Genomic DNA, 14,269 nt, shown 5'->3' with positions numbered 1-14,269 from the left:
AAAGGGTACCGGCGACCACGGACACAGTTGCATCGCCGGTCATTGTGGGCCGGTGGATACCGCTCTGATGTTCATGATGGCGAAGCTCTCGCGGCTGCCGGTCGATTCCGAGAGCGCGTACAGCCAATGACCGTCCTGCAGCGCATCCGAGATCGCGTGCCGCACGATGGCTCCCCTGGAGTTCTGGTAGTCGATCGAGACGGGTGTGCCGCGCGCTGCGGCGTCGGTCAACAGATCCAGCTCCCGCGGCAGCAGCCGGCTGTGTGAATCCAGTGCAGACCGCACTCGTGCCTCGTCGACGGTTCCGCTGCTACCCGCCAGCAGGAGCCGCGCGAGCTCACGTGGTTCGCGTCGATGCTGCGCCGGGCGGACGGCACGATGCGTCGGCCGGGTGTCCCCCGCGCGGATCCGAGATGCGCTGTCGAGCTCGAGTTGCCCGGAGTCGGAGTGCCGCACCGGGGAGTATCCGTTCCTGCGGAGCACGGCGATGGTGTCGATCGGCGTGGCCGAACTGATCAGGACGGTGGGAGCGAGGCGATGGAAGTGCAGCACGGCCAGGGACTCGTCGGTCTCGATGTTCGTCAGCAGGACGACGTCCTCGGAGACGATGGCGCAGGGGATTCTGCGCACGGCCAGTGCGCCGTACGTGCGCCAGCAGTCCCGGATCGTGTAGCTCAGAGCCTGAGGCAGATCGGTGTCGGCCATCGCGGTCAACGCATCGATCAACTCCTCGCCGGTGCCGCCGGCGTCGAAGAAACCCCGGATGGTCGCCGGGGTGAACCGCCAGACCGACGCGACGTCCCTCGACTCGGGTTGTGCGGCCGCGCCGAGTATCGACGCCACCTCGGTACTGGGTGGTCCGGTCACCACCGCCGTGGAATCGGGCAGTAGCCGAACGGAGAACGGAACCCACTCGGCCATGTCCTGCACCTGTGCTGCCAGAGCGGCACGGATTTCGCGAGGGTCACCGTCTCGACCCGCGGGGAACTCGGTGAGGGTGCGGCACAGATCGGTCGGTGCACCGTCGGCCAGTATCCCGAGTCGACTGGCCTCCAGCCAGAGCGCGTGCACATGACCGGGCCCGGCGCTCGTCGAGACGACCGGGATGTGCCAGTCCAGGTACCGGTCGAACTCCTCCGAATCATGCAGAACCGTCACCGGCGAGTCGGCGTCCTCGTATCGGAGCAGAGCTGTCAGCGCCGTCGCACGCAGGTCCGCCGCCGCGGGGTCGTCGAGCATCTTCTTGAGAACGGGAACTGTCTTCTGCGACGCACGGGGCACTCGGTGAGTGGGAGTGAAGGGCGAACTCCACCACGCGGTCACCAGCGTGGCCGCCTGTTCGGCTCGGGTGCTCGTCGACCATGTCTCGTAGGCCGAGGTCAACGCGATGCCGGCCTTCCCGCGTTCGGACAGCAGCCCGGCTTCGCGTGCCAGCATCAGCATCAACGCGGTGTCGTCTTCGTCGGCAAATCCAAGCCGGCTCGTCAGCGATCGAAGAGTCTTGGCACTGATTCCACCGGTCTTCATCGTCGTCAGGCCCTCGGCGTCGACGGCCGTCAGCAATGCCTGCGTGTGTTCGCAGAACTGCAGCAGGGCGATGGAACGAGTGCGCCGCACGTCGTCGTGCGCGAGCACTCGGGTGTCGAAGATCGGCGGCGTGAGCTCGATGGGCAGACGCCACCCGACCCCTCGCAGGGCGATGCTCACCTCCAACGGCATCTCGACGCGGTGCCCGTCGAGTCGATACAACAATCCCCGCTCGAACGCGGCTGCGCCCGCAGTCGGAGGAACATCGAAGATCAGTGACACCGGCTTGCCATCGACGAAGCGAGACAACATCTCTCGCATCTTCTCCGGCCCGCCGTCGAACAGTGCACGGATGCGCCCGGGCGTCATCGCAGTTGCAACGCAGTCGGCGCGCGGCCCTCGCTCGAGCGCCGGGTCGATACCGAGGATCGACAGCACGGCCAGCCGGTCCTGCTCGACGGCGCAGTGCAGGAACAGCTTTCGCTGTCTGCGGGCAAGTCCGAACGGATGCGAGAACACCCCGGACAGATCGATGGGTGAATATTCGACGGTGCCTGCGCCGGGTGAGGAGCGCGGCCAGATCAACCCGTAGGCCGTCAGCGTGGCGAGAGCTGCATCGATGTGCGGTGTCTCGTTGATCGGGCCCTCACTCGCCCAGTGCCCGATCTCGGCGCGGCTCAGATCGCCCATGAGCGCGAACAATTCGAGGAGAGCGAGCGCGCCGCTGTCGAGCCGACGCGGCATCATCGACACCCGAGACGGGGCACCGAGAAGCTGCGCGAGCAAGCCGAACGAGCGCGGTGGTGGGTCGGTGGCCACGTCCGGCCGACGGTGCAGCAGATCGGTCAACGCGTCTTCGTCGAGAGACGCCAGCCAGCCCTCGTAGGTCCCGATAGTTTCGGTCATCTCGCCCCCCCGGTGAAAGTTCTGGTCACTGTAACGACCGGCACCGACAGACTTACTTGTTCTTGGCTGCGGCTTTCGCTGCCTTCTTGAATTCACGTACCTCGAGCAGCGATTTCTCGTCCACCACGTCGGCGATGGATCGACGAGCACCGTCGTCGCCGTATGCTCCGGCGGCCTTGCGCCACCCGTCGGGCGTGACGCCCATCTGCTTGCCGAGCAGCGCGAGAAAGATGCGGGCCTTCTGATCACCGTAGCCGGGGAGGGCTTTGAGTCGCTTCAGCACTTCGGCACCGTTGGGATCGTCGCGAGTCCAGATCTCCTGCGGCTTCCCGTCGTAGTTCTCGACCAGGAACGCCGCCAGCCCTTGGATGCGCTTGGCCATCGAACCGGGGAACCGATGGACGGCCGGGGTCTGCGCGCACAGGGCCGCGAACTCATCCGGATCGGCGTCGGCGACGGTGTCGACTTTCAGGTCACCGAGACGGTCGACGAGCTTCTTCGGGCCTGCGAACGCCGATTCCATCGGCACCTGCTGATCGAGCAGCATGCCGATCAACAGCGCGAACGGATCCTCGGCGAGCAGTGCATCGGCCTCAGGATCGCCGACGAGGTGCAGTGTGCGAGACATGGCCTCGATCCTGCCATGCCATGCAGAAGCGACCAGGTCAGGTTATCGAGACCAGCTGGGTGATGTCGTCGAAGGGCAGTGGGCCGTCGACGACCGCTCCGACGACGGCGCTGTTGAGGATGATCGATCCGCCGTGGTTGTCGAGGAAGGCCGTGTCGGATGCGTCGCGTCCGGTGGCGATGCGCACCAGAGTCGATCGCGGTGCGAGGCATGTCGCGTCCACCACTCGCCACTGGCCTTCGACGAATGCTTCGGCGACCGCATGGAAGTCCATGGGATCGCAGCCCGGTGCATACACCGCGACCAAGCGAGCGGGGACGTTGACCGCACGCAACAGCGCCACCACGAGGTGGGTGTAATCGCGGCACACTCCGGCACCGGCGAGAAGGGTGTCGACCGCACCGTCGATGGGGTCGCTGCTGCCCGGTACGTAGCTCAGACGCGCTCCGACCCAGGACGAGACCTCGGCGAGCAGCTTCTCCGACGGCGGGTAGGAACCGAATTCCGTTGCTGCGAAGCCGAAGAACTTGTCGGCCTCGGAGTATCGGCTGGGCCGCAGGTACAGCGAGAGGTCGTAATCGGAGACCGGAGCAGGTTCGGTGTTGCCGTAGATGGTCGCCGAATACGACGCCTCCAGCTTGCCGACGCCAGAGTGAATCTTGTGGATGCGGGTGCCGTGAGCACCGCTGATCTCCTGTGCCTCGACCGGCTCACCGTCGAGTGTGAACGAGAGTGCTTCCCACACATCGGTTCCTGGATGCGGTGCGATTGCGATCTGGAACTCGAGGGTGCTGGCCTCGGTCACGTCGACATCGAGGTACGCAGAGACGTCACGTTTCATCGTGCCGATCCTGCCATCTTCGAGCCGTTCGCGCAGACTATGACTCGTCGGTGGTGCGATCGCCGGTCACCAGGAAGATGACTCGTTTGGCGACCTCGACAGTGTGGTCGGAGTATCGCTCGTAGAAGCGCCCGAGCAGCGTGATGTCCACTGCGGCCGGCACGCCGTGCGGCCAGTCGGGTGCAGAGGTCAGCATGAACAGGCTGCGGTGCAGTGCGTCCATTTCCTGATCCTGGATTCGCAGGTCGGCGGCGAGTTCGGCGTCTCGGGTTTTCAGGACGCGTTGCGTCGCCTCGGCCTGCGCGACGGCAACTCGACCCATCTGCTCGAACACGCCCTCGACCTCGGGCGGCAGTACGTGCGCGGGATGGCGACGACGAGCCAGTTCGGCGATGTGCACGGCGAGGCCGCCCATTCGCTGCAGATCGGCGACGATGTTGATTCCGGAGACGACGCGTCGTAGATCGTGAGCAACGGGTGCCTGCAGGGCCAGGAAGCCGAAGGCTCCGTGTTCCCATTCGACCGCGAGTGCGTCGATCTCTTCGCGGTACTCGATGGTCTGCTCGGCCAGGACGATATCGGCGGTCAGCAATGCCCGGGTGGCGTCGACCATTGCCTTTTCGGCAATTCTCGACATTTCGGACAGATCCGACGCCATCGTGTCGAGCGTCTCCGTATAGCTGTCCCGCATGTACTACTCACCCCTACCGAATCGGCCCTCGACGCGGGGCCTGTAGGCCTGTACCCCCGAATGCATCCTCCTACACCAGGTCGGGCCTGTGGGAGCCTTTGCCACATGAACATTGTGAAGTCGGTCATGCTGTTCGCGGTGGCAGCCGTGTTCGAGATCGGTGGGGCATGGCTGGTGTGGCAGGGAATCCGAGAGCATCGCGGGTGGCTCTGGGCGGGAGCGGGCGTGATCGCCCTCGGTGCCTACGGCTTCGTCGCCACCCTCCAGCCCGACGCGAACTTCGGTCGCATCCTCGCCGCATACGGTGGGGTGTTCGTCGCGGGATCACTGGCGTGGGCGATGGTGCTCGACGGTTTCCGACCCGACCGGTGGGATATCACCGGAGCGTCGATCGCACTGATCGGCGTCGCGATGATCATGTACGGCCCGCGCTGACTCGCGCGGGCCGTACTTCGACAGATCAGCAGTTGGACGGTGCGGGCACTCCGTAGAAGCGGTCCTTGATCCAGTTCTGCGCCTCGCCGAGTCCGAGGATGTCCGGAATCAGATGTCCGGCACCGGAACCCGGGACGATAGCCGGAATCTGCGCGGCGCTCAGCTGCACGGTGGCACCCTTGCCGCACCAGTCACCGGCCAGTCCGACGGCCTGTCCATGAGGCACGATGTCGTCCGAGGTGCCGGACTGAATCAGCACCGGAGCGTTGGGCGTCCGCTCGCCGATCTTGTTCTTGGCCAGGATCTCCTGAGCGATGGGCAGCCTGTCGAGTACCACCGAGAGCGGCTCACCGGTCTTCGTGTATTCGTTCGTGCGGTGCAGCCCGACGTTCAGAATCGTTTCTCCGACACACTGGTTCGCCACCAGGTTCAGCATGGCCTTACCTGCGTCGTTGATGTTCTCGTCGATGATGGGCTGCAAACCGGGGTCGGAGTTGAGCAGACCGTTGAGGGTGTACCCGATGACGCCGGTCAGGATGGTGCCGTCGACCTGCCCGAGGGTCGCCTTCAGATCCGCGGGCGGTGCGCCTGCGTAGGTGCCGACCAGGTCCAGCTCCGGCGCGTACTCACGTGCGAGTTCTGCAGCGGCAGCGGCAGCTCCGCCGCCCTGCGAGTAGCCGTACGCGGCGACCGGACCGTCCGCGGAGATCTTCGTGCCCTGCAGGTTCTGCGCTGCGCGGGCCGCGTCGAGCACAGCGTGAGCTTCCGACGCGCGGTTGACGTACGTGTGCGCACCCGGGGTACCGAGGCCCTCGTAGTCGGTGATGACGACGCCGAATCCCTGCGAGAGCAGGGCGTATGCAGCGAGCACCTCGTACTCGACCATGAAGCCGAGCGGCGGGGTGTAGGTGATGACGTTGTTGAGCATCTTCGACGGCGCGCACTGATCGCCCTGGCCCTGGGTTCCCGGGGCGAGGACGACGAGCGGACGCGGGCCGGGCCCGGTCCACGGCGCGGCAGGATCGATGTAGGTTCCCGTGACGGCATTGGCTGCGCCATTGGAATCGTTGCTGCGGTACATAATTCGGGTTGCTGCACCGGGCAGAGGACCGCCGATTCCGGGGACCGACAGAGCGAGATTCGACGGCTCGGAACGGAGAACATCACCCGGGGAGCCTGCGGGCAGCGGACTCGGTGGAACGTAGAAATCGGATTCGACGGTCGAACCCGTGGACGGAGCAGCCGACACAGCCGGTGCCGTCACCCCGATGAATACTGCCGCTACTGCGACGGCCGAACCGAACACGCGCTTGTACCGCACCCTGGAAACCCCCAATGTCGATCACTTGTCTTCAAGTGAGCGCTACCCCGTGTAGCACTTATCGTGACGCACCTTACGTGATGCACCACACAACGCATAGGGCTAGTTCGGACTCCTCACGATCAGCGCCGTCGGCGATGCATTGCCGTCTTGGCCGCGTCGACCTCGTCGCTGGTGAAGGGACGCCCCGGCAGAGCCGATCGGGGGACGCCGTCACCCCGTAAACCGTCGAGCAACACGGTGAAGTAGCGACGCCAGTTGGAGGCGTCGACGGCGCTGGAGAATTCGACGCTTGCGCCGATCATGCCGAGCACTGGATAGAAGTCGTTGACCGCGATGTCGGGACGCAGCTGCCCGGACGCCAGTGCTCGATCGACGATTTTCTCGAAGAACGGATCGATTCTCGAACGAACCTGAGCAATCCCGCGGCACCCCTGATCGGACCCGAGAACGACGTCTCCGAGTCCCCGATCGAGCGCCATTCCCGCGCACACGTCGCCGAGGAACTGCACCAGCCCCTCCCATGGGTCCTGGGCCTCGAGCGCCCGTTCGGCGGTGGCGAGCATGTCTTCGAGGCGTTGCTCGAACACGCCGTCGATCAGTTCCTCCTTGCACGAGAAACGCCGATAGACGGTGCCGACGCCCACCTTGGCGTGCGCCGCGACGTCGTCGAGCGTGATGTCGATGCCGTGTGAGGCGAACAGCTCACGAGCCGCGTCGACGATGCGACGTCGATTGCGTTCGGCATCTGCCCGTAGGGGCTTCGATGCTGCTGTGTCCGCTCTCACACTCATTCGATGTCCGTTTCACCCGATAAGCGGAGGACATTCCTCCACTTAGCTGCTACCTTGACTCTACAACCGGAGGGTACACCTCCGCATAGTCGAACCGAGGACACTATGACCACCCTTTCATCGGAGAACGTGGGCGACTCGACGTCGACCACCACGCCGGCCGACGAACGTGCGCACCGGAATCGTTGGCTGATTCTCGCGACGCTCGGGCTGGCTCAGCTCATGGTCGTGCTCGACGCGACCATCGTGAACATCGCACTCCCCGCCGCCCAGCTCGACCTGGGCTTCGACAACGCCGACCGCTCCTGGGTCGTCACCTCGTACGCACTCGCGTTCGGCAGCCTGCTGCTCCTCGGTGGACGACTCAGCGACCTCTTCGGACGACGCAACACTTTCCTCATCGGGCTCGTCGGCTTCGCGCTGATGTCGGCAGTGGGCGGTGCAGCCGTCAACTTCGGCATGCTCGTTGCGGCCCGCGCCGGTCAGGGAGTCTTCGGCGCTCTGCTCGCCCCCGCGGCCCTGTCGCTGTTGGCCACCACCTTCACCGACACCAAGGAACGGGCCAAGGCATTCGGCATCTTCGGTGCCATCGCCGGCGGCGGCGGCGCACTCGGCCTGCTACTCGGCGGCATGCTCACCGAATGGGCCAATTGGCGCTGGAGCCTCTACGTCAACCTGATCTTCGCCGCGCTCGCGTTCGTCGGCGGGTTCTTGTTCCTGGCCAAGCACAAGGTCGACGTCCGGCCCAAGCTCGACATCCCCGGCACCCTGGCAGTCTCGGCCGCACTGTTCTCGATCGTCTACGGCTTCGCACACGCCGAGTCCGACGGCTGGAGCAACGCAGTCACCCTCGGATTCCTCGCCGCAGGTGTCGTTCTGCTCGCAGTGTTCGTGACCATCCAGATGCGCGTCGAGCACCCGCTGCTGCCGCTGCGGATCGTTCTCGACCGCACCCGTGCGGGATCCTTCCTGGCCGTATTCGTCACCGGTGCAGGCATGTTCGCGGTGTTCCTGTTCCTGACCTACTACCTGCAGAACACCCTGAAGTACACACCCATCACCACCGGGTTCGCGTTCATGCCGATGATCGCATCACTGATCCTCACCGCGACGCTGTCGACGGCGCTTATTCTGCCCCGCTTCGGACCCCGCATCCTGATGACGACCGGCCTGGTCGTGGCGTCGATCGGCATGGCACTGCTGACGCAGATCGACATCGACAGCAGCTATGTCACGCACATCCTGCCCGGCCTGGTCATCATGGGCCTGGGACTCGGTGCCACGATGGCCCCGGCCATGCAGGGCGCGATCTCGGGCGTCGACCCGGACGACTCCGGCGTCGCATCGGCAACGGTGAACACGATGCAGCAGGTCGGCGGCTCGATCGGCACGGCGCTGCTGAGCACCGTGGCCGCCAACGCGGCGACCAGCTACGTCAGCTCCAACATGGCGACGGCAACCGATGCGGCTCTGCTGCAGGCCAACGCGGAGATCGCCAGCTACACCACCACGTTCTGGTGGGCGTCGGGAATCTTCCTGCTCGGCGCAGTGCTCTCGGCCACGCTTCTGAAGAACGGACCGTTGCCCTCGGCTCCCGAAGGTGCGGTAGCCGTCGGGCACTGAGCGGCTGCGCCGCATGTGAGCGGAACTTCGTAGCAGGCTACGAAGTTCCGCTCACATGCGTTCAGCCTTCGAGCAGCTTTTCCGTCGCGGCCAGCAATACACAGGTCGCGACGCCGTCCATCGACTTCTCCAGCTCATCGAGCGAGGGGAAGCTCGGGGCGAGGCGAATGTTCTTGTCTTCCGGATCTTTTCCGTACGGGAAGGCCGAGCCGGCGGCCGTCAGCGCAATTCCGGCGTCCTTGGCCAGCGCGATCGACCGCGCGGCCGTGCCCTCGAGCACGTCGAGGCTGATGAAGTAGCCGCCCTTGGGTTCGGTCCACGAGGCGATCTTCGACGCACCGAGTCGGTCCTCGAGAATCTGCTGCACCAGTGCGAACTTGGGGGCCAGGATCTCGCGATGCTTGGCCATGTGGGCCCGCACACCGGCAGCGTCACCGAAGAAGCGCAGGTGCCGCAGCTGGTTCAGCTTGTCCGGGCCGATGCTCTTCTTGCCGAGGTGCTTCTGATACCAGGCCAGGTTCTCCTCGGAACCGCCGAAGAAGCTGACACCCGCACCGGCGAACGTGACCTTCGAGGTCGACGCGAACACGAACGCACGATTGGGGAAGCCTGCCTCGGCCGCCATGCCGATGACGTCGTAGGACGGCGCGAACTCCTCGGTCAGCGGGTGCACCGCGTAGGCGTTGTCCCAGAACAGTCGGAAGTCGGGTGCAGCCGTAGGCATGGTGGCCAGCGCGCGAACGACCTCTTCGGAGTAGACGGCACCGGTGGGGTTCGAGTAGTTCGGTACGACCCACATGCCCTTGATCTGTGGATCCGACGCCACCAGGGTGGCGATCTCGTGCACGTCGGGCCCGTCGGGCCCCACCGGAACGGGGATCATCTCGATGCCGAAGCTCTCGGTGATCGCGAAGTGCCGGTCGTAGCCGGGTGCCGGGCACAGGAAGCGCACGTTCGGCTCGGCCGACCAGGCTCGTGGCGAGTCGGGCAGACCGTGCAGCAGCGCCCAGACCACCAGGTCCTGCATGATTTCGAGGCTGGCGTTGTTGCCGGCCAGCAGATTCTTCACCGGGATGCCGAGCAGTTCACCGAAGATGGCACGCAATTCCGGCAGTCCGGCAAGGCCGCCGTAGTTGCGGCAATCGGTGCCGTTGCCGTCTTTGTAATCCGCGCCCGGGAGCGTCAACAGCTCGGCAGCGAGATCCAGCTGCTCGGGTGACGGCTTGCCGCGGGTGAGGTCGAGAGCGAGATTCTCGGTCTTGAGCTGCGTGTACTTCGCGCTCTGCCGCTCGTGCTCGGAGGCAAGCTCCTCATGGTTCATCAGACCCAACTGGGTTTGCGCTGACATGCGGAGCGGCCTCTCGGTGACTGGGTTCCCCGGACAGTGTTGATGTCACTGAATAAAGGGGACCCCGCGCACCCGGCAGAGCCCATTGACCCTTGCTGCCTTCCGGCCCTGGGGGAGTTCACAGGATGCGCGCCGCGCGGGATCCGTTAGGAAGTGTAGCCGTCCCCGCGGCGGGGTCGCATCACCACCCTTCGCGCCTCCCGATTTGGGAGATGGTGGGGGTAACCGGGTAAGCTCCCCCACGGAGGATTCGCCTAGTGGCCTATGGCGCTCGCCTGGAACGCGGGTTGGGTTAACGCCCTCAGGGGTTCAAATCCCCTATCCTCCGCCAAAGAAGCCCCTGTGACCCAGTCACAGGGGCTTTTTGCTGTTCGAGGGTGTTGCCATTCGCCCGCCCGACCCGCGCACCCCGTTCGCTTCAGCCGGTCCGCGCGCCCACCCCGTTCGCGTCAATGGACCCTTGCACCGGTCAGACGTATGCAAAGGTCCATTCACTCGGCTGCCGACTCTGCGTCAATGGACTATTGCCGCGCCCAGACGTGTGCAGTGGTCCATTGACGCGGAGCGGGTGGGCGCGCGGACCTAGCGAGCCGACCAACCACCGTCCATGGTGTACGACGCTCCGGTGACCATGCCGGCGTTATCGGAGGTCAACCAGCCCACCAGTGAGGCGACTTCGGCGGGTTCGACGAGTCGCTTGATGGCGGCCTCGGTCAGCAGCACCTTTTCGAGTACTTCGTCCTCGGGGATGCCGTGTGCGATGGCTTGGTCGGCGATCTGTTTTTCGACCAGTGGCGTTCGTACGTATCCCGGGTTGACGCAGTTGCTCGTCACTCCGTGGGCGGCACCTTCGAGAGCCGTCACTTTCGACAGGCCTTCCAGCGCATGCTTGGCGGTGACGTAGGCGACCTTGAATTCCGATGCCCGCAGTCCGTGCACCGACGACAGGTTCACCACTCGACCGAAGCCGCGAGAGTACATGTGCGGCAACGCAGCTCGGATGAGCAGGAACGGAGCCTCGACCATCAGCGTCTGGATTCTGCGGAATGCGCCGGGGTCGAAGTCGACGATCGGTGCGACGGTTTGAATACCCGCATTGTTGACGAGGATGTCGACGTCCAACTTCAGGTCGTCCAGCGCGGTGGTGTCGAGCAGATCCACCGACCAGACGTCACCACCGATCTCCGACGCCAATTCCTTTGCAGCAACGTCGTTCACATCGGCGACGGTGACTCGAGCACCCCGGCCGGCCAGCTCGCGAGCGCAGGCGGCCCCGATGCCGGACGCTCCCCCGGTGACGAGGGCGGAGCGTCCGGTCAGGTCGGTCACTTCAGACCAGCCTTGGCAAGCTCGGCTTCGGTGGCCAGGTTCTTGGCGTCGGCGATGTCGATGCTCTCGAGCGCCAATCCCTTTGTCTCCCTGGCGACGACGACGGCAACCACGGTGATGGCGCAGGCACCGGCCAGGTACCAGGCGATCGGGACCGACGAGCCGTAGATGTCGAGCAACTTCACCGCGATGATCGGGGCCAGTGAACCGGCGACGATCGAGGTGACCTGGTAACCCAGGGACACACCGGAGTACCGCATTCGCGTCGGGAACATCTCGGCCATGATGGCGGGCTGCGTGGCGTACATGAAGGCGTGGAACATCAGACCGATGATGATGGCCAACATGATGACGACGTTGTGGCCGCTGTTCATCATCGGGAAGGCGAAGAAGCCCCACGTTGCCGCGGTGACGGCACCGGCGAAGTAGACCGGGCGACGACCGACGCGGTCGGCAAGCTTGCCCACCAACGGAATCGTGCAGAAGTGGATCGCGTGGGCGATCAGCATCCACCACAGGATCGTGGAGGTATCGGTGCCCACCTCTACCTTGAGGTACGTGATGGAGAAGGTGACGACGAGGTAGTACATGACGTTCTCACCGAAACGCAGACCCATCGCGGTGAACACTCCACGCGGGTAACGCTTGACGACCTCGAAGACGCCGTACGACGCGGCCTTGATGACCTCGGCCTGCTTGTGTGCCTCGAGGAAGATCGGGGCGTCGGAGACCTTGGTGCGGATGTAGTAGCCGACGAAAACGATGACGGCAGAGAGCCAGAACGCGACGCGCCAGCCCCAGCTGAGGAAGGCTTCGTCGGACAGGGTGGTCGTCAGGACCAGCAGCGCGACGGTAGCCAGCAGGTTACCTGCCGGCACGCCTGCCTGCGGCCAGCTGGCCCAGAATCCGCGGGACTTGTTCGGGCTGTGTTCTGCGACGAGGAGAACCGCGCCTCCCCATTCGCCGCCGACCGCGAATCCCTGAATGAATCGCAGGGTCACCAGTAGCGCCGGTGCCCAGTAGCCGATCGCCTCGAAGGTCGGTAGGCAGCCCATGAGGAACGTGGCTCCGCCGACGAGGACGAGGCTGAACTGCAGCAACTTCTTTCGGCCGTACTTGTCGCCGTAGTGGCCGAAGACGATGCCGCCCAACGGCCGTGCGACGAAGCCGACGGCGTAGGTGACGAAGGCCGCGAGGATGGCGTCGAGCTCACTGGTTCCGGCGGCGAAGAAGATCTTGCTGAACACCAGTGTTGCGGCGGTGCCGTAAAGAAAGAACTCGTACCACTCGACGATGGTGCCTGCCATCGATGCCCCGACGACCTTCTTCAGGCCGGTGGGCGTGGCATCGGGATCCGGTTCGGGCCGTTCTGTCAGCGGCTGATCGACGCTCATATCTTCTCCTGTGTTGCTCGGCACTGCGTGCTCGTGTTTGTGACAGACCACACATGTAGCGGGGTTGGTCTGAGTATTGGTGCAGATCATTTGCGGCGCAAGAGGCATGTGCGCAGGTCGGATCTGCAAAACTGCACACATGACACGTGGTGGCGCGAAGATCCCCAGCGCAGACGACCTGCTGGTGCTGCTCGCTGTCAGTCGGACCGGTCGCTACAGCTCCGCGGCCGACGACCTGGGCATCAACCACACGACCATTTCCCGACGCATCGCCGCACTCGAAGACACCCTCGGAGGGCGGGTCCTCACCCGCGGAGCCGGTGGCTGGGAGCTGACGCAGTTGGGCCACGGTGCGCTGGCCGCTGCCGAAGCCGTCGAGGATGCGCTGCGCACCCTCGTCTCGAGCGATGCAGGCGCGCTGGAAGGCGTCGTACGCATTTCGGCGACCGACGGATTCAGCGCCTACATCGCGGCTCCGGCCGCGGCGCGAGTGCAGCGCGCGCATCCTCGGGTGTCGGTGGAAATCGTCGCCGTCACCAGACGCGCGTCGCAGCAACGATCCGGGTTGGACATCGAGATCGTCGTCGGCCAACCGCAGGTGCATCGCGCCGAGGCCATCCGACTCGGTGATTACGTACTCGGTCTGTACGCGTCGCAGACCTACGTGAACGAGCACGGCGCTCCGCAGGTAACCGCCGACCTCGCCGCGCACCCCTTCATCTACTTCATCGACTCGATGCTGCACGTCGACGATTTGGATCTGGCCCCGAACTTCACCCCGACAATGCGTGAATCGGTCACCTCCACCAACGTGTTCGTTCACGTCGAAGCCACCCGCGCATCGGCGGGCATCGGACTGCTGCCGTGCTTCATGGCCGACCGCCACCCCGACCTCCAAAGAATCCTGCCCGACGCCATCGCAGTGAAATTGACCTACTGGCTCGTCACTCGAACCGAAACACTGCGACGGCCGGAGGTGTCGGCGGTGGTCGACGCCATCCGCGCGGTCGTCACCGAGCAGCGCTCGGCTCTGTTGGGACAGAGCTGACAGAAGGCCGCGTCATATTTGTGTCATGACTGAATTCGCAGGCGTAAAGGATCCGTAAGGATCGTCTTCGGGCCAATTTCGATGGCGTAAACATATCGATGACCGGAGGCTTATTGAGCCTCCGACCAGCGCTGATGATGCGTTGGACCGCACTATGTCGAAGAGGCTTGAACGTTCATGGCTGATTTGGGTTATCTCCTCGTCACGGCCGCGGGGTTCGGTGTGTGTGCACTGATCCTGCGGGCGTTGGCGACCACTGCCACTACGAAGGCGAAGGCGAAATGACGCTCGACGGAACCATCAACGTCGTACTCGTGGTGATCGCCGCCGCGGTGGTCATCTATCTGTTCGTCGCTCTGCTCGACCCGGAGAGGTTCTGAGAAC

Annotated in this window: 13 protein-coding genes, 1 tRNA gene and 1 other RNA gene; 5 read left to right on the top strand and 10 right to left on the bottom strand. The window is 64.7% G+C overall.

The features are described from left to right. Window positions 1–39: 39 nt before the first annotated feature. Genes R4P57_RS24165 through phoU form a run of 4 tightly spaced genes read right to left on the bottom strand, consistent with a single transcriptional unit; the run spans window position 40 to window position 4,593 of the window. Entirely contained in the window at window positions 40–2,433 is a 2,394-nt protein-coding gene (locus tag R4P57_RS24165) for a helicase-associated domain-containing protein (RefSeq protein ID WP_317805410.1), read from the bottom strand. Window positions 2,434–2,485: 52 nt separating this feature from the next. Then, window positions 2,486–3,061 (bottom strand): HhH-GPD-type base excision DNA repair protein, encoded by a 576-nt coding sequence (locus R4P57_RS24160; RefSeq protein ID WP_317805409.1) that lies wholly within the window; start codon window positions 3,059–3,061, stop codon window positions 2,486–2,488. Between the two features lie 37 nt (window positions 3,062–3,098). Continuing rightward, window positions 3,099–3,902, bottom strand: coding sequence for a transglutaminase family protein (locus R4P57_RS24155; protein ID WP_317805408.1), 804 nt, complete (start codon window positions 3,900–3,902; stop codon window positions 3,099–3,101). 37 nt (window positions 3,903–3,939) lie between these two features. Further along, window positions 3,940–4,593 carry a phosphate signaling complex protein PhoU gene (gene phoU / locus R4P57_RS24150; RefSeq protein WP_317805407.1) on the bottom strand — a complete coding sequence of 218 codons (654 nt, stop codon included), beginning with the start codon at window positions 4,591–4,593 and terminating at the stop codon, window positions 3,940–3,942. Window positions 4,594–4,698: 105 nt separating this feature from the next. On the opposite strand from phoU, the gene R4P57_RS24145 reads away from it, so the two are divergent. Then, a complete protein-coding gene (locus tag R4P57_RS24145) occupies window positions 4,699–5,028 on the top strand; it encodes a YnfA family protein (protein WP_317805406.1) in 330 nt (109 codons plus the stop codon). Window positions 5,029–5,053: 25 nt separating this feature from the next. On the opposite strand, the gene R4P57_RS24140 is transcribed toward R4P57_RS24145, so the two are convergent. Both R4P57_RS24140 and R4P57_RS24135 read right to left on the bottom strand, forming a co-directional pair. Further along, window positions 5,054–6,349 carry a lipase family protein gene (locus R4P57_RS24140; RefSeq protein WP_317805405.1) on the bottom strand — a complete coding sequence of 432 codons (1,296 nt, stop codon included), beginning with the start codon at window positions 6,347–6,349 and terminating at the stop codon, window positions 5,054–5,056. A 122-nt stretch (window positions 6,350–6,471) separates the two neighbouring features. Then, the gene (locus R4P57_RS24135) at window positions 6,472–7,143 is read right to left on the bottom strand and encodes a TetR/AcrR family transcriptional regulator (RefSeq protein WP_317805404.1); all 672 of its coding nucleotides are present in this window, start codon (window positions 7,141–7,143) and stop codon (window positions 6,472–6,474) included. 105 nt (window positions 7,144–7,248) lie between these two features. Between R4P57_RS24135 and R4P57_RS24130 the strand changes: the two genes are divergently transcribed. Continuing rightward, the gene (locus tag R4P57_RS24130; RefSeq protein ID WP_317805403.1) at window positions 7,249–8,766 is read left to right on the top strand and encodes a DHA2 family efflux MFS transporter permease subunit; all 1,518 of its coding nucleotides are present in this window, start codon (window positions 7,249–7,251) and stop codon (window positions 8,764–8,766) included. Between the two features lie 61 nt (window positions 8,767–8,827). Here R4P57_RS24130 and R4P57_RS24125 read toward each other — a convergent pair whose 3' ends face one another. Both R4P57_RS24125 and ffs read right to left on the bottom strand, forming a co-directional pair. Continuing rightward, window positions 8,828–10,114, bottom strand: coding sequence for an aminotransferase class I/II-fold pyridoxal phosphate-dependent enzyme (locus tag R4P57_RS24125; protein WP_317805402.1), 1,287 nt, complete (start codon window positions 10,112–10,114; stop codon window positions 8,828–8,830). Between the two features lie 53 nt (window positions 10,115–10,167). Next, window positions 10,168–10,262, bottom strand: an RNA gene (ffs, locus tag R4P57_RS24120) — signal recognition particle sRNA small type. Between the two features lie 95 nt (window positions 10,263–10,357). On the opposite strand from ffs, the gene R4P57_RS24115 reads away from it, so the two are divergent. Continuing rightward, a tRNA-Ser gene (locus R4P57_RS24115) sits at window positions 10,358–10,445 on the top strand. A 251-nt stretch (window positions 10,446–10,696) separates the two neighbouring features. Here R4P57_RS24115 and R4P57_RS24110 read toward each other — a convergent pair. Continuing rightward, entirely contained in the window at window positions 10,697–11,443 is a 747-nt protein-coding gene (locus R4P57_RS24110; protein WP_317805401.1) for a 3-hydroxybutyrate dehydrogenase, read from the bottom strand. Further along, the gene (locus tag R4P57_RS24105) at window positions 11,440–12,837 is read right to left on the bottom strand and encodes an MFS transporter (protein ID WP_317805400.1); all 1,398 of its coding nucleotides are present in this window, start codon (window positions 12,835–12,837) and stop codon (window positions 11,440–11,442) included. Before R4P57_RS24105 ends, R4P57_RS24110 begins: the two co-directional genes overlap by 4 nt. Window positions 12,838–12,976: 139 nt before the next feature. Between R4P57_RS24105 and R4P57_RS24100 the strand changes: the two genes are divergently transcribed. Both R4P57_RS24100 and kdpF read left to right on the top strand, forming a co-directional pair. Continuing rightward, window positions 12,977–13,885, top strand: a complete 909-nt coding sequence (locus tag R4P57_RS24100; protein ID WP_317805399.1) for a LysR family transcriptional regulator — start codon at window positions 12,977–12,979, stop codon at window positions 13,883–13,885. Window positions 13,886–14,166: 281 nt separating this feature from the next. After that, a complete protein-coding gene (kdpF, locus tag R4P57_RS24095) occupies window positions 14,167–14,265 on the top strand; it encodes a K(+)-transporting ATPase subunit F (protein ID WP_080734555.1) in 99 nt (32 codons plus the stop codon). Window positions 14,266–14,269 lie beyond the last annotated feature (4 nt).

The sequence above is a fragment of the Rhodococcus sp. IEGM 1330 genome (assembly GCF_033142445.1).
Taxonomy (GTDB): domain Bacteria; phylum Actinomycetota; class Actinomycetes; order Mycobacteriales; family Mycobacteriaceae; genus Rhodococcoides.
The sequence above is the reverse complement of the archived record's forward strand: the minus strand, read 5'-3'. Positions and strand labels throughout refer to the sequence as shown.

What these genes read in the sequence shown, in the direction of transcription:
- R4P57_RS24130 (WP_317805403.1), top strand. Translation starts at nt 7,249, where the DNA reads ATGACCACCCTTTCATCGGAGAACGTGGGCGACTCGACGTCGACCACC.
- R4P57_RS24155 (WP_317805408.1), bottom strand. Translation starts at nt 3,902, where the DNA reads ATGAAACGTGACGTCTCTGCGTACCTCGATGTCGACGTGACCGAGGCC.
- R4P57_RS24105 (WP_317805400.1), bottom strand. Translation starts at nt 12,837, where the DNA reads ATGAGCGTCGATCAGCCGCTGACAGAACGGCCCGAACCGGATCCCGAT.
- R4P57_RS24100 (WP_317805399.1), top strand. Translation starts at nt 12,977, where the DNA reads ATGACACGTGGTGGCGCGAAGATCCCCAGCGCAGACGACCTGCTGGTG.
- R4P57_RS24160 (WP_317805409.1), bottom strand. Translation starts at nt 3,061, where the DNA reads ATGTCTCGCACACTGCACCTCGTCGGCGATCCTGAGGCCGATGCACTG.
- phoU (WP_317805407.1), bottom strand. Translation starts at nt 4,593, where the DNA reads ATGCGGGACAGCTATACGGAGACGCTCGACACGATGGCGTCGGATCTG.
- kdpF (WP_080734555.1), top strand. Translation starts at nt 14,167, where the DNA reads ATGACGCTCGACGGAACCATCAACGTCGTACTCGTGGTGATCGCCGCC.
- R4P57_RS24135 (WP_317805404.1), bottom strand. Translation starts at nt 7,143, where the DNA reads ATGAGTGTGAGAGCGGACACAGCAGCATCGAAGCCCCTACGGGCAGAT.
- R4P57_RS24165 (WP_317805410.1), bottom strand. Translation starts at nt 2,433, where the DNA reads ATGACCGAAACTATCGGGACCTACGAGGGCTGGCTGGCGTCTCTCGAC.
- R4P57_RS24145 (WP_317805406.1), top strand. Translation starts at nt 4,699, where the DNA reads ATGAACATTGTGAAGTCGGTCATGCTGTTCGCGGTGGCAGCCGTGTTC.
- R4P57_RS24125 (WP_317805402.1), bottom strand. Translation starts at nt 10,114, where the DNA reads ATGTCAGCGCAAACCCAGTTGGGTCTGATGAACCATGAGGAGCTTGCC.